We start from the raw sequence: 21,493 nt of genomic DNA on the forward strand, positions 1-21,493 counted from the left end.
AAGGCCGACGTATTTGATTATATTGAGCGCTTCTATAACCCGCGGCGCCGGCATTCGACGCTCGGATATGTGAGCCCGATGGAGTTCGAAAACCAGATGCAATTAGCTTAGGTGGGTGTCCACCGAACCGGGTGCAGCCCATTCCGACGTTTTCTGCAAAACGAGCGCAGACAACAATGTTTGTCCAAGTTGGTCGTAATCCACGATTAAAATTCCTCGTTGCGTGGACCAAATATGGCAAATCTTGCACCAAAGATACACGGATCGTATTCGCCACTGATAGACAACCTACTCCCTTGGTCATACAGTTTCTTCAGGACAATCGAATAGGTTTGTATTTATATTCCGTCAACCGAGTCGTCGAACTTTTACCACCACACGATTTGGCGATAAATATCGGGCTACCAAATCTTGCGGATTTCCACGGTAAGGTTAGACATTGGCTTGCGCCAACATACGAGAAATTTGAAAAAGGAGACTGGTTTGGAGGATTTGAAGAAGCGTGCAAGTTGCTTGAAGAAAAAGCGCGACTCTATTTCAGAGTATTCTCACAATCAGGTCGAATCAAAGTAATGACAAAGACTGGCCCGACCACTCTGCTGAGACAGGCCATCGAAAAACTTACGATGGGTCAACTGAAGCAAAAATTTGAAAAGATCGTCAGCCCAACAGGAGACGACCAACAAACTGGTGACGCTCTGGCGAGAATAAATGCAGATCGTATCGGAGTTACTCACAAGAAAAACAAGGCAGCAACGGAGAAGCGCTTACGGAAGAACGTGGGGCACCATATGTGGGTAATTATCAGTGCACTCCAGATACTTTCGAAGCACATATAAAAGTAGATGCTTTGAAAGCGTTCTCAATATTTGAATTCGCAACAGTAACGCTGTCTAAGGTGGGTGTATGCGGACAAAAAAACAGCAACTAGGCGACTTCGGAGAGGAGATTGTTGTGAAGCGCTGCGCCTGTCCGCACTGTAAGCGCAAGGGAACACTGAAGTGTCTACCAAATAATTTTAAATGTGCCGATGTAATCTGTGATTTTTGTGGTTATCTTGCCCAAGTTAAAGCAGCGCGAGTCAAAAATATTGAGAAACTACCAAAACAACTATTAGGGGCGGCATGGGCCCCGCAGCATGCGCGGATGAAAGCTGGAATCTATTTCTCGCTGTTCATTGTCCTTATCCGACAACGATTGTCTGCGATCTATTATCTTGCTGCCGACTTGCAGTTTCCGGATATGTTCTTACCGAGAAAGCCCCTGAGTCGTACGGCAAGGAAAGCTGGATGGCGGGGGTTCCGTTACGATTTGACCACCGTTTCTGGCCAAGGGGTCGTCCGAATTGCCTGAATTGAATTAAGGGGGCGATCAAAAAAACAAGGCCCTCCCATCGGTTTTGTGCCTCTACACCCTACGCATGCTTCATGCGTTACGGCTGGTCCTCATCAACATAAGGGGTTAGAGTCGATTTTTCTTGTCCCACTCCCGCCACCCTTTAAGCAGTGGAGAATAGAACCCCATCCCCTCCCTTGTCCTCCCCTTGAAGGGGAGGGAACTAAAATGCCGGTTGTCGAGCGCGCGCATGAGCGCGGCGTATTGCTCAAGCTGTTTCCGGTAGTGCTCCTGCTCGCGGTCGAGGAATTCTTCCAGGTCGCCGCCTTCGGCCGGTTTTGTAATCCACTATCCCAGCGCACGCCGGACGCTTTTGCTTACGATTGCAGCCTTACTTGAGACTAAGCAGCACGCTCCAGTGGGTATCGCCGAATCAGCACATCGCTTGGGATTTTCAATCCTGCCGAAAGCCGCCTGACCATATCCAACGAAAGCGGTCGTACCCGATTCAGCACTTCCGCCACACGTGCACGTGACCCGATGTAGGTTTCAAGGTCTTTGCGCGTGAGCCCCCGCGATTCCATTACATGATGTAGAAAGTCTATCGGCTCGGGAGCAGGAATCGGATAGTGCTTTGCTTCGTAGGCTTCGATTAAAAGCACGAGCACTTCGAGGCGATCAGCATCCTTCGAGCCTTCGGGTGCATCCCAAAGCGCTTCGACTTCCTTCAGCGCAGCCTGATATTCACGTTTAGTCTTAATCAGTCGCAGTTCCATGACGGTGCGGTTATTCGCCATACATTTCTCTTATCAATCGGCGCAGTTGCGCGGCAGCGCCCGGTTCAAGCGCGTCGCGCCTCCTGCCAAGCCGTTCCTTGCTAATCGTGCGAATCTGATCAACCGCAATCTCGGCCTTGCGGCCAGCGCAAATGCATTGAATGCGGCTTCGCCAGCGCGGATGAAGTTTGGTAGTCAGAGGGCAGACAACGACGGTTTCGAGATGCTGGTTCATTTCATTCAGGCTGACGACGACTACCGGCCTTGTCTTTGCGATTTCGCCGCCGCGTGCGGGATCAAGATCCGCGAGGTAGATGCCGTAGCGTTCAACGCTCCGGCTTACCATTTGTCTCCTTGATTGAGCCCATCGGTGAGCGTAACGTCAAGATCGCTCCAGTCTTCGTGTTCGTGCGCCATTTCCTTGAAGGTTTCTTCCCATGACAGCCGCTTGTCCGTTTTGCTGCGCAGAAGCAGCCCTTCCTGACGCTCTTCGAGCACAACCGAATCTTTGATGGCGTATTTATCGATAATTGTTTTTGGCAGTCGCACGCCGCGCGAGTTGCCGATTGGCACAATTTTGAGTTCGACGTTGCGAGACAGTTTTTGCATGGTAATCGGGTGACGAAATTAACGTAATTACTGTAACTACTTTTGGCGCATGCGTCAAGACTATGACCAACCTAAAACGACCACTCCCGCCACCCTTTGAGCAGCGGAGAATAGAACCCCATCCCCTACCTTGTCCTCCCCTTGAAGGGGAGGGAACTAAAATGCCAGCTGTCGAGCATGCGCATGAGCTTGGCGTACTGCTCAAGTTGTTTCCGGTAACGCTCCTGCTCGCGGTTAAGGAATTCTTCCAGATCGCCGCCTTCGGCCGGTTTTGTAATCAACGATCCAGCGCACGCCGTTTTCATCCACAAAAGTCCGTTCAATCGCCAGAATTGCGTAAGATGGTGTCAGAGCCGAATGTCGAGCGCCAATTCCCCTGCGTTCACGCTGCCAATCTCATCTCCGCCGTTACGATATCCCATGCAACCGCGACCCGCCGATCAGCGCGGCGTTCAATCAGACCGAGCTCGATCAGGCGCGACACATCGGTATGAACGTTCTTGTAGTTGCGCTCCAATCGCCGCGCAAGCTCATTGATGGACAGCGGCCCTTTACGCTTGAGCACTTCGAGCAGCGTCCAACGCGCAGGTGTCAGATTTTTGAGGAGCGTCGGCAAATCTTCGAAACTCAACCGAATCTCCGGGCGCTGCTTCCGCCCCTGCTCTGCGCGCCGCCAGGTGCGCTCGAATCGATTCAGCGCACCAGAAAGATTGCCTACGGTTACTTCAATTTTCCTTTTCATCTTCGCCTCCATATTTCCGAATATCCGCTTCAAAAACCCGCCGCAATTTGGCTATCGAGATAAACCGATATGGTTCCTCGCGGCCTTTAACGTGCCGGTGGTCGCCCTTTCCTGACTCGTTGTCGTAACGCACCAGACACTTGCCGCCTCGGCCGAAATATAGTCGGTACTTCAGCCCGTGCGGGCGGTCGGGTGTCGCGCGCGGTAGTTGCCAGATCACCAACTCTACGACTGCGCCATTGGCCAGCACAACTTTCTCGTGTAACAGCAGGGTAGCTTTTCTGGCTTTGCTCGCCATATGGCATACTATACCATATAACAAACATCCAGTGCATCAAGCCATATCTGGAGACCACTCCCGCCACCCCTTGAGCAGCGGAGAATAGAATCCCATCCCCTCCCTTGTCCTCCCCTTGAAGGGGAGGGAACTAAAATGCCGGCCGTCGAGCATTCGCATGAGCGCGGCATAGCGGCCAAGCTGGACGCGGTAGCGCTCCTGCTCCCGGTCGAGGAATTCCCGCGCGAGGCGCTGGTTGCTCGGCAGCAAGCGCGACGCCCGCTGCGAATGGCGGCTCACCACGTCCAGGAGAACGTTGGTGTCGACGAGGACCAAGCGCTAGTCCTCGCCGCGCGTGAGCGCGAGGATCTCCTCGGTGCTCAGCCGCACGGTGGCGGCGCCGCGAATCGCGGCGAAGCGGCTGCGGGGGCGGACGCGCTTCGACTGCCGCCCCGCCTTGCGCAGCAGCACGTCCCCTTTGGCATTGACATCGAACTCGACCCTGGTGCCCGGACGAATGCCGAGATATTCCCGCACCCGCTTGGGGATGGTGACCTGACCTTTGGTTGTGACTTGATGTGCCATAAAAGATCCTGAGTATTACCTCGGTTCATTGTGGTAATACTTACGGCCAAGGAATGCAATGCACGCTCACGGCCGGCGCGCGCCGCGTTCACGCACAGGCTCAACCGCAAGCCGCATTCCCATTGCCTTCAACAGCGCTGTCAAACTTTTAAGTTCAGGATTACCATGGGGTGAAAGTGTTCGGTAAAGCGACGTGGCATTAAGCTCCGCCTCCTCCGCCAGCTTAGACACGCCACCGAAAGCTTTAGCCATGTAACGAAGGGCGAGCAACAGTTCGTCTTGGTCGCCTTCTTCAAGCACGGCATTGAGATACTCCGCGGCGAATTTCGGATCGTCACGAAAGCTCGCGACTGTCGCTTCCTCGTGGTTGCGAAACGGTAATACTTTTGACTTGCGCTTCATGGCAATCTCCGTTGATAGTCACTCCAGTAGTTCACGGCACGGTCGATATCGGCTTGTGCGCTTGCCGCTACCACACAAGAGAAGCGCGATGGTCCGCCTTGCTTGAGTGTAATACACTCGATAACCCGCACCGACATCAATCCGCAATTCCCAAACCCCATCGCGGCAAAACTTGTGATCACCATAATTACCAACAGTTAATCGGTCGACCCGACGTTGAATGGCAACCCGTGCCCGCATATCCTTGAGACCATCGAGCCATGTCTGGTAAAGATCTCGGCCCGACTCCGTCAGGTAATGGCGGACTTCCATACACTATTTTCGCTTAAAAGCGAACATTAGTCAATCCCTATTGGCTTCCACTCCCGCCATCCTTTGAGCAGCGGGAAATAAAGTCCCAGTCTGATTTCGCGGCTATCGAGCATGCGCATGAGCGCGGCGTACTGCTCAAGTTGTTTCCGGTAGCGCTCCTGCTCGCGGTTAAGGAATTCTTCCAGGTCGCCGCCTTCATGCGTGCCGGTCTTGTAGTCCACAATCCAGCGCACGCCGCTTTCGTCAACAAAAGTCCGGTCAATCGCGACATCCACCAACTCGCCGTCAAGCAATCCGGTGAGCCGCCACTCGCAGTGGGCTTCGCGCTTGCTGCCAAGCAGCCAGCGCCCGCGCTTGTCTTCGAGGGTTTGCACCAGCGCCGCGGCGACCCGGTCCACTGCCGCGTTGATTTCCTCTTGCGGAACACCCACGCTTAAAAGCTCTGCCTTGAACGAGGGGCGCAAAGCCTCGATGCGGCTGCGGTCCCAGTTCTGCTTTTGCTCTTCGCCGATGGCCTGCAGCCAGCGGTGCACGATCGTTCCCGCGTGCTTCGCCGTCTCGGAAGCCCATGAGAACTCGACTTCGTCATGCGGGCTCTTCGCTTCGTAGGGAATTTCCGCGCGCGGCTTCCAGGCAAGACCTTCCGGCGGCGCGGGCGGCTGCCAGCCGGAGACGAGGCGGCGAATTGCAGGCTGATCAATCTCTGGATTCAGTTCTTGAACCACCCCCACCCCAACCCTCCCCCTGAGGGGGAGGGGGTCATTTTTATTGTCCCCGCTGAGGGAGAGGGAGTTATTTTTATTGTCCCCGAGGGAGAGGGAGCTATTTTTATCATGCCCCCTGAGGGGGAGGGAATTAATATCGAGGGAGAGGGAGTCATCGTGTGACTGCGCCGCTTTCTCAAACTCGCTACTAACCACGGGCCACAGGCGTTCGAGCAGCGATCTCGATTTGGGTTTGAGACTTTTTCCATTGCCATCCACCTGCCCGATGAGATGCAGCCGCGATTTGGCGCGCGTCGCTGCGACGTAGATGAGCCGCGCGTCTTCGTGCGCTTCCTTCACGTCGTCCAGCCGGTCGAGGTAACGGTAAATCTCGTCGGTTTGCTCGCTCGCTTCCTTGATCGGCGCGAGCAGCAGGTCGGATGCCGATTGCGTGCGCGGGCGCTCAAGCCAAATCAACAGCCGCGGCTCCTTGCGCGGCGGAGCATAACCCAGACCCGGCACGATCACGGTGTCGAACTCCAGTCCTTTCGCCTTGTGCATGGTCATCACCTGCAGCCGCGCATCCGCTTTCGTATCAGGCAGTGCGTAGAGCGCAGCAACACGCTCGGCGAGCGTTTCCAGCGCGGCCAAATCGCCACCTTCTTCCAGCTCGTCGAGGAGCTTGAGGAACACCTGCGCGTCTTCAATATCCGTTTCGTCTTCAGCGCAAGCGGGACCGCCCAGCGCGAGCCAAGCACCTTCGATCCAGCGCCTAAGCGGCTCGCGCCTGCGCAGCGCAAGCGCCGCACCGAGTATTTCGCGCACTCGCGCCATGCGCTTGCTGCCGTCTTGGGATAGCCGCGACTGGGCGACACCGTCGTTCATGAGATCCCAGATGGTCTTGTTATGATCGTGGCCGGCGAGCGCATCCAAATCGGCGAGCGTCATTCCGCACCACGGCGCGCGCAGCACTGCAAGCCAGGCAATGCTATCCGCCGGATGAATAAGCGCGCGAGTGAGCGCGAGCAAATCCTGCACCACCGGCCGGTGGCCAAGCTGCTCGATTTCAATGGCCTGGAACCTGAGCCCCGCTGCTTTCAAGCGCGGAGCGATTTTGACGAGATGCGCGCGGCTTCTCACCAGGATCGCAATGGTCTGGTCTGGATTTTCAGCGCGAGCGGCTTGCACCAGACTGGTGACGAGCTTCGCTTCCGCCTCGCGCTCCATTGCAAGCAGGGGATGCAGCGTCACCGCATCTCCCGCCGCAGGATGCACGGCGTCGGAAGCGGCGAACGGCACCGCGCCGCTCGCGAGGTCTTCCTCGTCGGGGAGCACGGCGCTGAAAGTCTTGTTTACCCAATCCACAATGCCCTGCTGCGAGCGGAAGTTGAGCGCGAGCGTGAGCGGCTCGAGCGCGATGCCGCCGATGCCTTCGCGCCGCGCGCGCAGATACAGCCCCACCTCCGCCTCGCGAAAGCGGTAGATGGATTGCATCGGATCGCCCACGACAAAAAGCGTCCTGCCGTCATCAGTCTGCCAGCCCGCGGTCAGGCGCTCGAGCAATTCGAACTGGCTGAAAGACGTGTCCTGAAATTCATCCACCAGGATATGGCGGATGCGGCAGTCGAGCGCCAGCGCAAGATCAGTGGGATTATCAGGCTCGCCCAGTGCGCGCACCGCGGCCTGCGACACTTGCGTGAAGTCCACTTCGCTGCGTTCCTTGAACAGCACTTCGAGCTGCGCCACCGCCACCGGCAGCAGAGCAGCCAGCGCGTCCACGACTTCCCATTGAGCGTCGGTGTAGGCGGCGGGCGGCAGGATGCGGGTTTCATCGAGCCGTTCGATGAAAGTGCGGTGATTGGAAAGCGTTGCAATGATTGTCTCAAAGCGTTTCTTGGCGTCCTCACGCCGCTGTTTCTCCGCGCCCTTGGCTGCGGTGGGCGCGGGAAAGCCTTCGTTCTCGGTGAGGCGCTGGCGCAGCCCGCCGCTATCTGTGAGCAAAAGCCCGGCCAATCCGCGCCAGGCGGGAAGATCTTCGAGCGCTGCTCCGGGAATCGCTTGCATGCCGCGGCATGCGGTGACCGACGATGTCTTGCCGGCGACGGCGAGATTTTCCGCGGCGTAAGCCGCGAGCGAGACGAGTTCTGCGCGCGCGTCCTGTGGCATGAGCGCCGTGAGGCTTGCGAGCGCATCACGAGTCACGTCGGCAAGCGCGGTTTCCAATGTCGAGCACGTGAGGCGCGGCGAAGTTTTGTCCGCAACATGGCGCAGCCATTGGTCGCGGCGCGCGAGCATGGTGGCGATCAATTCCCGCGCCTTATCCACGTCGTTGTCGAGATGACGCAGGACGCGTGCCACCAAATCCGACCACTCCTCCCTCGCGTCGAGCCCGGCGAGCGTGCGCTGCGCGGCTTCAAGGTGGAGTTCGTCGGCTTTTTCCAGGATTGCGGGCTGCGCGCCGAAACCGGATAGCACCGGCAGGTGGCGCGTGAGCCACGCACACAGCGCATCTATGGTCTGGATGCGCAGCCGCCCAGGATTATGCGCAAGCGCCCAGCGCGCCTTAGCATCGCGCGCAGCGACCGCCTTGGCGAGTTCGCGCGTGATTTGCTCGTGGGGCTTATCGGGCGGCGCGGCGCTATCAGCGGAGGCCAGAGCAGCGAGCACGCGGTTGCGCATTTCGCTTGCGGCCTTGCGCGTGAAAGTGATGGCGACGATTTCTTCGGGCGCGTCCACGCGCGCGAGCAGCGCGAGATAGCGCTGAATCAGCAGCTCGGTCTTGCCCGAGCCCGCCGGCGCCTGCACGATGAAGGAGCGCGCGACGTCGAGCGCGCGCTCACGAGCGCGGGCGTCAGCTGCGGCGCGGGTTTCAGTCATCGTCTTCCTCCTCTCCTTCGACTGAGCTCAGGACAGGCTCTGTCACCGGGCCGCGATCCTTGATTTCTTTTACCCGGCAAAAGGTACCCAAGTCGCAGTCCCGGCAGGTTTTTGGATAATCCTTGGGCGAAACGTCTGCACGGCCGTCGAGATATTCGCGGGCGAGATTTTCCAGCATGACGCGCCAATCTTCGAACAGTTCCGCCCAGCCAGCGCATTCCTTTGCGGCGGTTTTGGTTGCGGCGATGGTGTGAACGCCCGGCAGCAGTTCTTCCTCGCGCGACAGCCCCTTGAACAGCACGTCCTGCGCGTGCAGCTGCACGAAAGCCACCGCCGCGACGTCGTCGCGCCCGGCGCTCACCGCGTAGAGCGGTAATTGCGGCTCGTCGGGCCGCTCGCCGAGCCAGTTGCCGACCCCAGCTTTCCTGCCCGTTTTGTAGTCGAGAATGACGCGGCTGCCGTCGGCGAGCCGGTCCATGCGGTCGGGCCGGGTGGACACTTCGACACCGGCGACCGTCACCCGTTGCGGTTTCTCGCGCGCGAGCAGCTCGAACGGCGCACGATTCTTTTCCAGCTCAAGCAAGCGCAGCAGCAGCACCGCAACGCGTTCCTGCTCAAGCGCGGTGAAAGCCTGAGTCATGACATCGGGGCGCTTCTTGCGCATGCTGTCCAGCGCATCCGCCGCCGCGCGCCCGACCGCCGCTTTCAATTCTTCCTCGCTGGCGCCGGCCAACTGCTTGCTGTTTTTCAGTTCCTTCCAAAGATTTTCCGCGGCGCGGTGCATCAGCAGGCCGCGGTCGCGGGCATCCAACCCGGCGTGTCCCGCTTCCACACCCGTTGCGCCGAGGCGGTGCAGCGCGAATGCACGGAACGGGCACGCCGCCTGGTTCTTGAAGAATTCCGCGCCGCCGCGAACCTCAATGCCGGCGGGCAGCCGCGGCGCTTTGAAATCAGCGAGCATCTCGACCGCGCGCGCGGCGAAGATGGCGCGGCGGTAGAGCGCGGCATCCGCCGGCGTCGGTTGCGCTTCCGGCACTTCGCGCAACAGGGGACTCGGCCTGAGTTCGCGGTCGCCGTCGCGCAGCGGATAGCTGAAGCGGACGTCTTTCGCGCAAGCGCGCCACGCACCGGTCGCGCGGCGCGCGAACTCAAGCTGCCAGTCAGCGCCGGCGTGCGGCACGTTAAGCTTGCGCTGCACTGCGAGCGGCAGGAAGGGATTGGGGTGAGGCGGTTCCGGCCATGTTTCGTCGGTCAAGCCGGTGACGAACAAGAGATCAAACTCCAAAGCGTTTGCTTCCAGCACGCCCAGCACCTGCACCGGCACTTCCGGAGATTCGGGCTGGAACGGCGCGTCGCCGGCCAGCCGCTTCAGATTCTTAAGCGCTTCGTCATAACCGAGGCGCGGCGCGATGAGATCGAGCGCGGAGAGCTTCGACACGATTTCGCGCCACTTGCCAAAGGTTTGATACTCTTCGGAATCCAGCGTGCGCTCGCCTGGCCAGCCCAGACCCGCGAGCAGTTGCTGGAAGACGGCGCTCCACGCGGAGGGCGGCTGTTTCGTCTTCCTCGCGCCGCCGGCCCGCTCTATCCATGCGGCGAGCCGCGCGGCGAGTTGCGGCGTGTTGGCGCCGTGCGCTTCGCGCGCGAGCATTTTGAGCGTGACGGTAAGCCGCCCGCTCCGGCGCAGGCTCGCATCAAGCAGCGCGCGGAGGGTGAACTCCTGCTCCGCCGCCGCGAGGAAGGGACTTCTCAGCAACGAACCCATGTCATCCAGCGCCAGCTCGCCGCGCGCCAGCTCAAGGATGCGCAGCGCGCTCGCCACCAACGGATAATCGGTGAGCGCCAATCCCAATGAAACATTGTACGGCCGTGCGCGCTCGCGCGATGCGGACACCACGCGTGCCGGCTGCAGCACGTCGTCGAAGATGCGCACGAGGTCCGCGCGGCGCGCCGAGAGATCGGGAACGACGACGCCGATGCGCGTATTCAGTCGCTCCGCAAGCGTCTGTTTTATCTGCGACGCGACGGCATACAGCTCGGCCTCGGCATCTGGGAAGCCTGTGCGCACAGCGGGCGCAGCGTTCGCTTCCGGTCCCGCTTCGCTTACGCTGCCGCCCGCCGCAGCCAGCGCTTCGAAAAACGTCCGCTGCTGGGGTGAAAGCTGGTCAAAGCCGTAGAGCACGATTTTGCGCGGCTTGAGAACCGTACCGGAAGCGGCGATTGCATCGGCCAGCCGCGCGCTATCAAGCCAGTTTTTTTCGGCGCAGATTTTTCCATAGCGCTCCGCCCAGCGGCGGAAAACCGCGCTGTCCTCATCGAGGGCGGCGGCGTAGCGCGCGAATTCAATGCGGAAAGCGTGCCGGATGGACCAAGCCTCGCGCGCCTGGCTCGCAGTGGCGGCGGGATTGAGCAGGATCTCTCCCTGCGGCGAGTCGGCGATCACCCGCTCCCACAGCGCAGTTTCCTGTTCCGCGGAAAGCAGCGTTGCGCCGCGCTCAATGCGCGCAAGCTCCGACCATGACCGTTCTAGGAATGCGCTGTAAGGGAGGATATCGGCCGCGGGCCAGACCGAACGGCCGCGCTTGATCTGCCCGGCGTCGAATTCGCGCTTGATTGCCCGAGCCAGCCTGCGGTTGGGTGTGATTAAGGTGGCGCCCCGCTCAGCGGTCTGGATGAGTGAGGCGCGGGGCAGGAAGGGAAATTCCAAGGCTGTGCTCATTGGCTGTCGCGGCACATATTGTTCCGGAAGCGCCGCGACATTTCGGCACGTGCAGCCCGTGTCGGTCAACTGCGGGCGGTCCGGGATGAAACTTCTTAAACGGTCGGCTTAACGCTCCAGGAGCTTCAACTTGTCCTTGACCTTGGTCCACTCGTCGGCGTCGGGAGGGGCGGGTTTCTTCTCTATGATGACTTTCCAAATCTTGGAAAGCTCGGCATTGAGCGGGGTAAAATGTTTCTGGTTCTCCGGCACGTCATCCTCGGCGAAAATCGCCTCCACCGGGCATTCCGCGACGCACAGGGTGCAGTCAATACATTCAGCGGGATCGATCACTAGGAAATTCGGTCCTTCGTGGAAGCAGTCCACCGGGCAGACGTCGACGCAGTCGGTGTACTTGCATTTGATGCAGCTCTCGGTTACAACGTAAGTCATTCCCACCGTCCTTTTGCGGTAAACGGCTAAACTAATGTAATTATTTTACCAGAAATCGGTAGCCCAGCATTGCCGCAGCCATCAGCGCAAAGCCCGCGCCGAAATTGAGCCAGAACGGCCAGTGGCTCTTCGGCTGGAGCAGGAAAGGCAGGAAAAACAACAGCGAAGGCGGCACCAGGAAGAATATGTCCCTGGCGAACGCCGCCACCTTGTCCGCATCGCGAGTGTCAAGATACAGCCACGTCATGGCCAGCATGGAAGTGAGCGGCAGGGCGATCACAATCGCGCCGAGGAAAGTCGAGCGCTTGGCCAGTTCGGAGGCCGCCAGCAACAGCGCGACGCTGAACAGGATTTTGACGATGAACAATGCAGCTTCCCAAATCGGTGGATTTTCGCTAGCATATAATACCGCAAGCAACGTTTCACCACCCTCTTCCGCAGCCGAATTCCCCTAACGTGAGGATTTCATGAGCAGTCATATATGTCACGTCACCGACGAGACCTTTGAAGCCGAGGTGCTGCAGGCCCCCGTGCCGGTACTGGTGGATTACTGGGCGGAATGGTGCGGTCCGTGCAAGATAATTGCGCCGGTACTCGACGAAGTGGCGCAGGAATATGCCGGACGCCTCAAGATTGCCAAGCTCAACATTGACGACAACCAAGCCACGCCCCCGAAATACGGCATCCGCGGCATTCCTACCCTGATGTTGTTCAAGAACGGCAACATCGAAGCCACCAAAGTAGGCGCGCTGTCGAAATCGCAGTTGACGGCTTTTATTGACAGCAATATTTAAAGTCGTTACTCTTATTGACAATAACCTGTTGAAGCCCGCTATAATAAGTACTGGCAACACATCAAGCAGTTGCGGGCACAGGTCCCGTTCCGCACCCCTTTAATTTCCCGGTTCTCTCGTTTTCACTCTCATCGAGCATTCTCCACTATGCATTTATCCGACCTGAAAACCCGCCATGTCACCGAACTCGTCGACATGGCCATCACCAATGAAATCGACGGCGCCAACCGCCTGCGCAAGCAGGAGCTGATTTTCGCCCTGCTCAAGAACCAGGCGCGCAAGGGCGAAAGCATCTTTGGCGAAGGCACGCTGGAAGTGCTGCCCGACGGCTTCGGCTTCCTGCGCTCGCCCGATACGTCTTATCTCGCCGGGCCTGACGACATTTATGTGAGCCCCTCACAGATCCGGCGCTTCAACCTGCACACCGGGGATTCGATCGAAGGGGAAATCCGCACGCCCAAGGACGGCGAGCGCTATTTCGCGCTGGTCAAGGTGGACAAAGTCAATCTTGAGCCGCCGGAAAATTCCAAGCACAAAATCCTGTTTGAAAACCTGACGCCGCTCTTCCCCACCGAACACTTCGTCTTGGAGCGCGACATCAAGGCCGAGGAAAATATCACGGGGCGGGTCATCGACATGATTGCGCCGATCGGCAAGGGCCAGCGCGGGCTGATCGTATCGCCGCCCAAGGCCGGCAAGACCGTGATGCTCCAGCACATTGCGCACTCGATCGCGGCGAATTTTCCCGAGGTCGTGCTGATCGTGTTGTTGATTGACGAGCGGCCGGAGGAAGTGACGGAAATGCAAAGATCGGTCAAGGGCGAAGTGGTGTCATCCACTTTCGATGAGCCGGCCACCCGCCACGTGCAGGTGGCGGAGATGGTACTGGAAAAGGCGAAGCGCCTGATCGAGCACAAAAAGGACGTGGTGATCCTGCTGGATTCGATAACGCGCCTCGCGCGCGCCTACAACACCGTGGTGCCGGCTTCCGGCAAGGTGCTGACCGGCGGCGTGGACGCCAACGCCCTGCAGCGGCCCAAACGCTTCTTCGGCGCGGCGCGCAATATCGAGGAAGGCGGCTCGCTTACCATTATCGCCACCGCGCTGATCGATACCGGCTCGCGAATGGACGACGTGATTTACGAAGAATTCAAGGGCACCGGCAACATGGAAATCCACCTCGACCGGCGCATGCACGAGAAGCGCACCTATCCGGCGATCAACGTCAACCGCTCCGGCACCCGCAAGGAGGAGTTGCTCATCAAGCCCGAGGTGCTGCAGAAAATCTGGGTACTGCGCAAGCTCCTCTACCCGATGGACGATCTGGAAGCAACCGAATTCCTGTTGGAGAAGCTGCGAGGGACCAAGAATAACGCGGACTTCTTCGACTCCATGAAACGGGGTTGAGTTTAATTTAATTCGCTCCCGCTTTCCGGTAGCCTGTCCCACGGTTGCCTGATCCGGCTTGCAACAGCATGTGATTTGACGCATAATTGCCGCCTTTCGCAAAACCGGGAACCGCGGAGGTTCCTCCAGAGACATCACCATGAAACCGGACATCCATCCGAAATACGACGAAATCGCCGTAACCTGCAGTTGCGGCAACAAGTTCAAGACCCGCTCCACGCTGGGCCGGGCGCTGCATATCGAGGTATGCTCGGTGTGCCATCCGTTCTACACCGGCAAGCAGAAAATCGTGGACACCGCAGGTCGCATCGAAAAATTCCGCCAAAAATACAGCCGCAAAAAAACCGTGTCTTAATTGTCACGCGTGTTAAATTGAAGGTAGCTGCGGCTGCCTTTTGTTTATACAAAACGGTTTGCTCCCGCCACGCGCGACCAGACTTTATTCCGTTTCAGTCAGCGGCTAGAATACTCGCATGAAGCAATTATCCGTGTTCAGTTTTAGCCTTATCCCCCTGATACTTGGCCTCGCCAGCTGCGCGACCAACCCAGTTACCGGCAACCCGAATTTCGTAGTGATGACGGAAGCGCAGGAAATCAGCACCGGCCGCAGCGCCGATGCCGATGTCAGGAAGCAGTACCGCGTTTATGACGTGCCGGCGCTGCAGGACTACGTCAATCAAGTCGGCCAGAAGCTCGCGCACAACAGCCATCGGCCTAATCTGAGCTACCATTTCACCGTTCTTGATTCCACCGAAGTCAACGCCTTCGCCCTGCCCGGCGGCTACATTTATATTACCCGCGGCATTGTGGCCTATCTTAATTCCGAAGCGGAACTGGGCGCCGTGCTCGGCCACGAAACCGGCCACGTCACGGCGCGTCACAGCGTGCAGCAAATCAGCGCGGCGACCGCCGCCAATGTCGGCGTGCAAATCGTCTCGGTGTTCCTGCCGGGGATGCGCAGCGCGGTGGGCAGCAACCTCACCAATTTGCTCGGCAACGCCCTGCTCTCCGGCTACGGGCGCGAGCATGAATTGGAGGCGGACCGCCTGGGCGCCGAATACCTGGGCCGCGCCGGTTACGATCCGCAAGCGATGGTGAAAGTGATCGGCGTGCTGAAAAACCAGGAATTATTCGACGCCGAGGTCGCCAAGCAGGAAGACCGCGAGCCGCGCGCTTACCACGGGCTGTTTGCCACGCATCCGGACAGCGACACGCGCTTGCAGCAGGTGGTGGCCGAGGCCCAAAGCGTAACCAGGCCTGATGCCGTGGAAAACCGCGACGCGTTTCTCAAGCACATTGACGGCATGATTTTCGGCGACAGTCCGCAACAAGGCATCGTCCGCAACGGCAATTTTTACCACGGCGAATTGGGACTGGCGTTGAAATTTCCGGAGGGCTGGCGCATTCATAACCTGCCCGACCGGGTGCAGGCGCAAAGTCCGAGCAATGATGCAAGCGTCGATTTGCGTCTGGGCGAAAACAAACCGGAAGGCACGCCCGCCGATTACCTGCGTAAACTTCTGCGGCTTACCTTCGGAGTGGAAATCCAGTCACTCACCCTCAACGGCTTCCCCGCCGCCGCGGCGACGCTTTCCAGCCAGGACAAGCCGGTCAGGGTCACGGTCATTTATTTCAATAACCACGCCTTCCTGATTGTCGGCGGCGCGGCTTCCAAATCCGCCTTCGAGCGTTATCAGGAAAACTTCAACGCCACCGCCTCAAGCTTTCACGCCATCACCGATGCCGAGCGCAGGCTCGCCAAGCCGCTCAAAATCAAAATCATCAGCGCCGGAGACGGGCTCACTTATGCGGGGCTTGCAAAAAATTCGCCGCTGGGAAAAAACGCCGAAAACCATCTGCGCCTGCTTAATGCACAATACCCTTCCGGGGAACCGCTGCGCGGCCAGGCTCTGAAAATCGTAGAATGACGGCGTAACGCGCTCACACTAAGGAACGACATGCTGGCGCAAAGCGAGATTATTGAAGTGCTGAATAACCGCGAATGGCGCTTTACGCTCGCGGGCGATGCCGCGATGCAAACTGCCCGGGCGGTTGAAGCAGGCAAAGTGCTGTTTTCCCCCAGGCTGGCTTTTACTCTTGAACAAAACGAACGGCGCTTTCTTTCGCCCGCTTGCTCGGACGGCAAAGCCAAGAACATCAGCTACGATTGCCGCAACCACACAATGCAAGGCACGGGCCTGGCGGGCAATGACCGCGCAGAGCTCGCCGCGATGATTGGGCGCTTTGCCAAGCAAGCGCGCATGCTCATCGAATCCCTGCTGCCGGGTTATTCGGCGCGTCTCGAGCAAGCGCTCGCCAGCTACCGGCCGATGCAGGTGGAGAGCCGCACGCTTTCCCGGCGCAAGGACGATTCGCGGCTGCATGTGGACGCCTTTGCTTCGCGTCCCAACCGGGGCAAAAGAATTCTACGGGTGTTCACCAACATCAACCCCGACGGCGAACCGCGGGTATGGAACATCGGCGAACCGTTCGAGCGTTTCGCGCCAAAGTATGTGCCGCAGATTTCACTGCCCCTGCCCGGCTCCGCCTGGCTCCTGGAGCATCTTCACCTCACCAAGGGCCGGCGCAGCCCCTACGATCACGTCATGCTGCAACTGCACGACCGGGCGAAACTCGACGAGTGCTACCAGCAAAACGCGGACAAGCTCACGTTCAGCTTCCCGCCGGGCTCGAGCTGGGTGATGTTCAGCGACCGGGTGCTGCACGCGGCGCTTTCCGGCCAGTATTTGCTGGAGCAAACTTTTTATCTGCCGGTCGCCGCGATGCAGGATGACGGCCGCTCGCCGCTGCATATCCTCGAGCGCCTCTACCACCGGGAATTGGCCTGATGATGTATTTTTCCGACAATCTTTTTCAAACGGAACGCGCTCCCGCGATAAAGCTCTCGCATATCACCGCCACCTGCCTGCTTTGCCTGGCCTGGATTCTTCCCGGATTGATCGGCCATGAGCCGTGGAAGCCCGACGAGGCGCACAGCTTTGGGCTGGTGTTTCACATCCTTAATCACGGCGATTGGGTGGTGCCCACATTGGCTGGCGAGCCTTACATGGAAAAACCACCGTTTTTTTATTTGAGCGCCGCTTTCTTCGGCCGGCTTTTCTCCCCGTTTTTGCCGCTGCACGATGCAGTGCGGCTCGCCAGCGGTTTTTACATGGCGGCGACGCTCGTTTGCATCGGTCTCGCCGCGCGCGCGCTCTATGGGCGCGGCCAAGGCACGATGAGCGCGTTGCTTTTGCTGGGCTGTCTGGGTCTGCTGGTGCGTGCGCACCAGCTCGTTTCCGATATTGGCCTGCTCGCCGGTTTTGCGCTCTGCCTCTACGGCCTGGCCTTAAATCGCGAACGCCCGCTGCGGGCGGGGTTGATTACCGGAACCGGCGTGGGTCTCGGCTTCATGTGCCGCGGAACGCTTGCGCCGATGGTGATGGCGCTCACTTGCCTGCTGTTGCCGCTGCTGTTTCGTGAATGGCGCGACCGCCGTTATGCCTTGACCATTTTCATCACGGCAATTGCAAGCGCGCCGTGGCTGATTATCTGGCCTTATGCCCTCTACCAGCGCTCTCCGGAGCTTTACCACCAGTGGCTGTGGGTTCAGGACTTGGGACGCCTAATTGGTCTGGCTCCGACCGGTAAGGAAGCTTCGGCTTGGTATTTTCTGAAAACCCTGCCGTGGTTTGCCTGGCCAGCGCTGCCGCTCGCACTGTGGGCCTTGTGGCACAGGCGGCGCAAAATTTTTAACCATGCGGAAATTCAATTGCCGCTGGTGCTGTTGGTCGTGCTGTATGCCGCGCTAAGCCTCGATACCGACACTCACGATCTGGATGCGCTGCCACTGCTTTTGCCGATTGTGCTGCTCGCCACGCCCGCACTGGGAACTCTGCAGCGCAGCGCGGCCAACGCGCTCGACTGGTTCGGCATCATGACTTTCGGCTTGCTCACGCTCGGTTTATGGCTGGGCTGGCTGGCGTTGATGACAGGTTCCCCCGCCGGCATCGCCATCCGGCTTAACGAGTATCTGCCGGGATACAACCTGCCGTTTAATCTTTTCCATTTTTTAATCGCGGTTGCGTTTACCCTTGGATGGCTGGCGTTGATCAGCCGCATCGGGCGCTCCAACCGCCGCGCTGTCATCAACTGGGCCGGCGGCATCACCATGGTGTGGATGCTGGCGATGACCTTGTGGCTACCCTGGCTGGATGTAAGCAAGAACTACCGCTGGATGATGGCTTCGCTGCAGCAGTCGCTGCCGGCGAAATTCCTGTGCATATCCAGCCGCGGATTGGGTGAGCCGCAGCGTTCCATGCTTGAGTATTACACCGGCATCCTTACCCAGCGCATGGAACTTTCCGGTACCGCCGACTGCGACTTGCTGTTGATTCAAAGCAGATCGCAAGAGACTCCCTCGGTCAGTCCGGGTTGGGAAAAAATCTGGGAAGGCAGCCGTCCTGGTGACCACAACGAGCGTTACCGCCTCTACCAGAGGCAGGAGCGCATTAACCTGCCCTAAGGCTGATGGCAAAGCGCCTCGACAGGTGCAAGTTGTCAGGGTAAACTGGCATTGTGCGGCGCATCATTTTTTTTAATTAATGTGAGATATTGTTTTTAAATAAATTTTAATGGGTGATGGGATGAGCAATTCGCGTGAAGTGGTGGTGTTGAGCGGCGTGCGTACGGCAATCGGTGATTATGGCGGCAGTCTCAAGGATTTTGCGCCCAGCGAACTGGCAGCGCGAGTGGTGAAGGAAGCGGTAAGCCGCGCCAAGGTTGACCCCAAGGAAGTCGGCCATTGCGTATTCGGCAATGTAATTCACAGCGAAGCAAAAGATATGTATCTCGCGCGCGTTGCCTGCATCAAGGGCGGGCTGCCGCAGGAAACCCCGGCTCTCACCTTAAACCGCCTGTGCGGCAGCGGCCTGCAGGCGATTGTCAGCGCTTCACAGCATATTCTGCTCGGCGACATCGACACGGCGGTTGCGGGCGGCGTCGAAAGCATGAGCCGCGGCGGCTATCTGCTGCCCAACATGCGCTGGGGCCAGCGCATGAACGACGGCGGCGTGGTGGACATGATGGTGGGCGCGCTCACCGACCCGTTCGACACCATTCACATGGGCATCACCGCCGAAAACGTCGCGGCGCGCTGCAAACTTTCGCGTGAAGAACAGGATGCGTTCGCAGTGGAAAGCCACAAGCGTGCAGCAGCCGCGCGCGCCAAAGGCTATTTCAAGGACCAAATCCTGCCCATCGAAATCAAATCCAAAAAAGGTCCGATCTTTTTCGTCAGCGACGAGCATATCCGTGAAGATGCGAGCGTTGAAGGTATGGCCAAACTCAGAGCAGCGTTCCAGAAAGACGGCACGGTGACCGCGGGCAACGCCTCCGGCATCAACGACGCCGCCGCAGCGGTGGTGTTGATGGAAAGAAAGGCCGCGGAGAAAAAAGGCCTGAAGCCGATGCTGCGGCTCCTAGCTTACGCGCATTCCGGCGTGGACCCGAAAATCATGGGCATCGGCCCGGTGCCAGCGGTAAAGAAAGTGCTGGAAAAATCCGGGCTCAAGCTCGAGCAGATGGACGTGATCGAATCCAATGAAGCGTTTGCCGCGCAGGCGATGGGAGTTTCCAAGGAACTCGGCATGCACCCGCAGAAAGTAAACCCCAATGGCGGCGCGATTGCCCTCGGACATCCGATTGGCGCGACCGGCTGCATTCTCACCATCAAGGCCATGTACGAGCTGCACCGCACCAGCGGGCGTTACGGCCTGGTGACCATGTGCATCGGCGGCGGCCAGGGCATCGCCGCGGTATACGAGCGAATATAAAAAAAGAGTTTGCGAAAAACCATGGGGCGCGCAAGCGTTCTGATGATGTCAACGCCGGGCACCCGTTCGGCCTTGCCTACGCCGCCGCGCAAATAAAAAAGGCTTGGAGGAAGCCCATCAATCTCTGGTTAAACTTGATAGCCGTCTGGCGGAAGAATTCTTGAAGCAAACAAACGAAGTGATTGCTCACTAAACTACCTGACCGGCCCTAAGCTGCTTTAGCTCTTCCAGACAGAAATGGGTAAAGCAAAGGCCAATGTAAATCGGCGAAAGCAGATTTACCACCGGCACAAACTGGGTTAGTCCCAATATCGCCCCTAGAACATAAAGCCGGCCACTGGAGCGTTCCAGAATCTGCTCGAATTCATCGCGGCTTGCGTGTTCGGCAAGCGCATCGTAGCGGAACAGCCGCTGGTTTAAATACGCTGCGAGCAGGATCGGCAGCACCACTGCCGGTAAACCGAAAACCCACAGCGGCAAGGTCACCAGCCACAGCACTACAAACACCACCACCGCCACCAGCGCATTCCATAATACTGCCCATCGCCGTCCCGCCTGCCTTCCTTTCCAGCTCGGGAAAGTCGTGTGCCGTCACATGCTTCACCATGATGGGCATGGCGATGACTGAAGGCCACCAGCAGCGCGGTAATCAGAATGCAAGGAAAGAGCAGCAGCAAAGCCAAAATCACCGCCAGATAGGCAGCGAGTCCGTGGATTTCGAAACGCAGCAGGAAACTATCCACTGAAGTTGAGGCGAGAAATGCGCTCGCGCTGTTGACCCAGTCGTGCCAGAACCAGAAGACGAGCCCGCCCCAGATGACCAAGGCCAAAAGTACCGGCCATAACACCAGCGCCAGCATCTTGGGGTGTAACAGGCTGGCCAGAGCATTTGCCAGCGCTCTGAACACATTTTCAAAGTTATAACTCATTGATAAATATTGATATATACATTAAAACCACCATTATTTATGATGCACAGCAAAATTTTTTTAAATAAAGTGTTGACACATTCAATTAAATCAGTACAATGGTTAATTATTGCAGTGCAGCATTAGCCATACGGAGGTGCCATTGCAAAAGCTTTGAAACTTTATACTTTAGGAGAAATTCATGTTTAACGTACCTGAGCAATTCGTTGCGGCCAAGAAGGCCAACCTGGAAACCGCAGTTGGTTTGACCACCGTTGCGCTGGAAGGCGCCGGGCACCTGATCGACCTGCAGCTTACCACCGCCAAAGCCGCGCTGGCCGAAGGCACCAAGTACGCCAAGGCGCTGCTGGACGCCAAAGATGCGCAGGAAGTAATTGCCCTGCAGTCCACGGTTGTTGAACCCGGCTTTGAAAAAGCGCTGGCCTACTCGCGCAGCGTCTATGAAGTAGCGAGCCAAACCCAGGCTGAAATCACCAAGCTGGTGGAAGCACGCGTCGCCGATTTCAACAAGATCGTCGTTGCTGCTCTGGACAAGGCTGTGAAAACCGCCCCCGCCGGTTCCGATGTCGCGGTTGCCGCGGTGAAATCCGCGATGGCCGCCGCCAACTCCGCTTATGACACTATTTCCAAGGCTGCCAAGCAAGTTGCGGAACTGACCGAAGCCAGCGTTGCTGCTGCCACGACGCAAGCAGTGAATGCCAGCAAAAAGAAAGCGGCTTAATTTCCGGTCCTTTTAGACAATACTTCCTTAAGCCTTCA

Annotated in this window: 27 protein-coding genes and 1 pseudogene; 13 read left to right on the forward strand and 15 right to left on the reverse strand. The window is 58.3% G+C overall.

Annotated features, from left to right (window positions below):
* From VHE58_06655 to VHE58_06670, 4 genes are all read left to right on the forward strand, one after another.
* A partial coding sequence (locus VHE58_06655; GenBank protein ID HVS26963.1) for an IS3 family transposase occupies positions 1-111 on the forward strand: 111 nt, incomplete at its 5' end.
* Positions 112-176: 65 nt separating this feature from the next.
* Positions 177-839: a hypothetical protein gene (locus VHE58_06660; protein HVS26964.1), complete on the forward strand. Its 663-nt coding sequence runs from the start codon at positions 177-179 to the stop codon at positions 837-839.
* A 67-nt stretch (positions 840-906) separates the two neighbouring features.
* Entirely contained in the window at positions 907-1,353 is a 447-nt protein-coding gene (locus VHE58_06665; GenBank protein ID HVS26965.1) for a DpnI domain-containing protein, read from the forward strand.
* Positions 1,354-1,563: 210 nt separating this feature from the next.
* On the forward strand, positions 1,564-1,734 hold the full coding sequence (locus tag VHE58_06670) for a hypothetical protein (GenBank protein ID HVS26966.1): 171 nt from the start codon (positions 1,564-1,566) through the stop codon (positions 1,732-1,734).
* Positions 1,735-1,736: 2 nt separating this feature from the next.
* On the opposite strand, the gene VHE58_06675 is transcribed toward VHE58_06670, so the two are convergent.
* Entirely contained in the window at positions 1,737-2,111 is a 375-nt protein-coding gene (locus VHE58_06675) for a helix-turn-helix domain-containing protein (GenBank protein ID HVS26967.1), read from the reverse strand.
* Between VHE58_06675 and VHE58_06680 the strand changes: the two genes are divergently transcribed.
* Positions 2,110-2,469 (forward strand): hypothetical protein, encoded by a 360-nt coding sequence (locus tag VHE58_06680; protein HVS26968.1) that lies wholly within the window; start codon positions 2,110-2,112, stop codon positions 2,467-2,469. The genes VHE58_06675 and VHE58_06680 overlap by 2 nt on opposite strands.
* On the opposite strand, the gene VHE58_06685 is transcribed toward VHE58_06680, so the two are convergent.
* From VHE58_06685 to VHE58_06740, 12 genes and pseudogenes are all read right to left on the reverse strand, one after another.
* Entirely contained in the window at positions 2,451-2,720 is a 270-nt protein-coding gene (locus tag VHE58_06685) for an AbrB/MazE/SpoVT family DNA-binding domain-containing protein (protein HVS26969.1), read from the reverse strand. The genes VHE58_06680 and VHE58_06685 overlap by 19 nt on opposite strands.
* A 125-nt stretch (positions 2,721-2,845) precedes the next feature.
* On the reverse strand, positions 2,846-3,025 hold the full coding sequence (locus VHE58_06690) for a hypothetical protein (GenBank protein HVS26970.1): 180 nt from the start codon (positions 3,023-3,025) through the stop codon (positions 2,846-2,848).
* Between the two features lie 77 nt (positions 3,026-3,102).
* Positions 3,103-3,462 (reverse strand): MarR family transcriptional regulator, encoded by a 360-nt coding sequence (locus VHE58_06695; GenBank protein ID HVS26971.1) that lies wholly within the window; start codon positions 3,460-3,462, stop codon positions 3,103-3,105.
* A complete protein-coding gene (locus VHE58_06700) occupies positions 3,446-3,760 on the reverse strand; it encodes a DUF6516 family protein (protein ID HVS26972.1) in 315 nt (104 codons plus the stop codon). The genes VHE58_06695 and VHE58_06700 overlap by 17 nt, the downstream gene beginning before the upstream one ends.
* 36 nt (positions 3,761-3,796) lie before the next feature.
* Positions 3,797-4,075, reverse strand: a complete 279-nt coding sequence (locus VHE58_06705; protein ID HVS26973.1) for a hypothetical protein — start codon at positions 4,073-4,075, stop codon at positions 3,797-3,799.
* A 3-nt stretch (positions 4,076-4,078) separates the two neighbouring features.
* On the reverse strand, positions 4,079-4,324 hold the full coding sequence (locus tag VHE58_06710) for an AbrB/MazE/SpoVT family DNA-binding domain-containing protein (protein HVS26974.1): 246 nt from the start codon (positions 4,322-4,324) through the stop codon (positions 4,079-4,081).
* 66 nt (positions 4,325-4,390) lie between these two features.
* Positions 4,391-4,726: an addiction module antidote protein gene (locus tag VHE58_06715; protein ID HVS26975.1), complete on the reverse strand. Its 336-nt coding sequence runs from the start codon at positions 4,724-4,726 to the stop codon at positions 4,391-4,393.
* Positions 4,723-5,038 (reverse strand): annotated as a pseudogene (locus VHE58_06720) (type II toxin-antitoxin system RelE/ParE family toxin). Before VHE58_06720 ends, VHE58_06715 begins: the two are co-directional and overlap by 4 nt.
* Before the next feature lie 26 nt (positions 5,039-5,064).
* Positions 5,065-8,619, reverse strand: a complete 3,555-nt coding sequence (locus VHE58_06725; protein ID HVS26976.1) for a UvrD-helicase domain-containing protein — start codon at positions 8,617-8,619, stop codon at positions 5,065-5,067.
* Positions 8,612-11,338, reverse strand: a complete 2,727-nt coding sequence (locus tag VHE58_06730; GenBank protein HVS26977.1) for a PD-(D/E)XK nuclease family protein — start codon at positions 11,336-11,338, stop codon at positions 8,612-8,614. Before VHE58_06730 ends, VHE58_06725 begins: the two co-directional genes overlap by 8 nt.
* Before the next feature lie 108 nt (positions 11,339-11,446).
* Positions 11,447-11,770, reverse strand: a complete 324-nt coding sequence (fdxA, locus tag VHE58_06735) for a ferredoxin FdxA (protein ID HVS26978.1) — start codon at positions 11,768-11,770, stop codon at positions 11,447-11,449.
* Between the two features lie 40 nt (positions 11,771-11,810).
* Positions 11,811-12,137 (reverse strand): hypothetical protein, encoded by a 327-nt coding sequence (locus tag VHE58_06740; GenBank protein ID HVS26979.1) that lies wholly within the window; start codon positions 12,135-12,137, stop codon positions 11,811-11,813.
* Positions 12,138-12,237: 100 nt separating this feature from the next.
* Between VHE58_06740 and trxA the strand changes: the two genes are divergently transcribed.
* The 7 genes from trxA (at position 12,238) to VHE58_06775 (ending at position 19,805) form a co-directional block, all read left to right on the forward strand.
* Positions 12,238-12,564 carry a thioredoxin TrxA gene (gene trxA / locus VHE58_06745; GenBank protein HVS26980.1) on the forward strand — a complete coding sequence of 109 codons (327 nt, stop codon included), beginning with the start codon at positions 12,238-12,240 and terminating at the stop codon, positions 12,562-12,564.
* A gap of 147 nt (positions 12,565-12,711) precedes the next feature.
* The gene (gene rho, locus VHE58_06750; GenBank protein ID HVS26981.1) at positions 12,712-13,971 is read left to right on the forward strand and encodes a transcription termination factor Rho; all 1,260 of its coding nucleotides are present in this window, start codon (positions 12,712-12,714) and stop codon (positions 13,969-13,971) included.
* 139 nt (positions 13,972-14,110) lie between these two features.
* Positions 14,111-14,326, forward strand: coding sequence for a 50S ribosomal protein L31 (gene rpmE, locus VHE58_06755; GenBank protein HVS26982.1), 216 nt, complete (start codon positions 14,111-14,113; stop codon positions 14,324-14,326).
* Positions 14,327-14,444: 118 nt separating this feature from the next.
* Positions 14,445-15,899, forward strand: a complete 1,455-nt coding sequence (locus tag VHE58_06760) for a M48 family metalloprotease (protein HVS26983.1) — start codon at positions 14,445-14,447, stop codon at positions 15,897-15,899.
* A 30-nt stretch (positions 15,900-15,929) separates the two neighbouring features.
* A complete protein-coding gene (locus VHE58_06765; GenBank protein HVS26984.1) occupies positions 15,930-16,820 on the forward strand; it encodes a Kdo hydroxylase family protein in 891 nt (296 codons plus the stop codon).
* Positions 16,820-18,496: a glycosyltransferase family 39 protein gene (locus VHE58_06770; GenBank protein HVS26985.1), complete on the forward strand. Its 1,677-nt coding sequence runs from the start codon at positions 16,820-16,822 to the stop codon at positions 18,494-18,496. Before VHE58_06765 ends, VHE58_06770 begins: the two co-directional genes overlap by 1 nt.
* A gap of 121 nt (positions 18,497-18,617) precedes the next feature.
* On the forward strand, positions 18,618-19,805 hold the full coding sequence (locus VHE58_06775; GenBank protein ID HVS26986.1) for an acetyl-CoA C-acyltransferase family protein: 1,188 nt from the start codon (positions 18,618-18,620) through the stop codon (positions 19,803-19,805).
* Positions 19,806-19,994: 189 nt separating this feature from the next.
* Here VHE58_06775 and VHE58_06780 read toward each other — a convergent pair whose 3' ends face one another.
* Both VHE58_06780 and VHE58_06785 read right to left on the reverse strand, forming a co-directional pair.
* On the reverse strand, positions 19,995-20,324 hold the full coding sequence (locus VHE58_06780) for an EI24 domain-containing protein (protein ID HVS26987.1): 330 nt from the start codon (positions 20,322-20,324) through the stop codon (positions 19,995-19,997).
* Positions 20,303-20,734 (reverse strand): EI24 domain-containing protein, encoded by a 432-nt coding sequence (locus tag VHE58_06785; GenBank protein HVS26988.1) that lies wholly within the window; start codon positions 20,732-20,734, stop codon positions 20,303-20,305. Before VHE58_06785 ends, VHE58_06780 begins: the two co-directional genes overlap by 22 nt.
* Before the next feature lie 181 nt (positions 20,735-20,915).
* Between VHE58_06785 and VHE58_06790 the strand changes: the two genes are divergently transcribed.
* Positions 20,916-21,455: a phasin family protein gene (locus VHE58_06790; protein HVS26989.1), complete on the forward strand. Its 540-nt coding sequence runs from the start codon at positions 20,916-20,918 to the stop codon at positions 21,453-21,455.
* The last annotated feature ends 38 nt before the right edge of the window (positions 21,456-21,493 follow it).

It is taken from the genome of Burkholderiales bacterium, assembly GCA_035543335.1.
Lineage (GTDB): Bacteria > Pseudomonadota > Gammaproteobacteria > Burkholderiales > JAHFRG01 > JAHFRG01.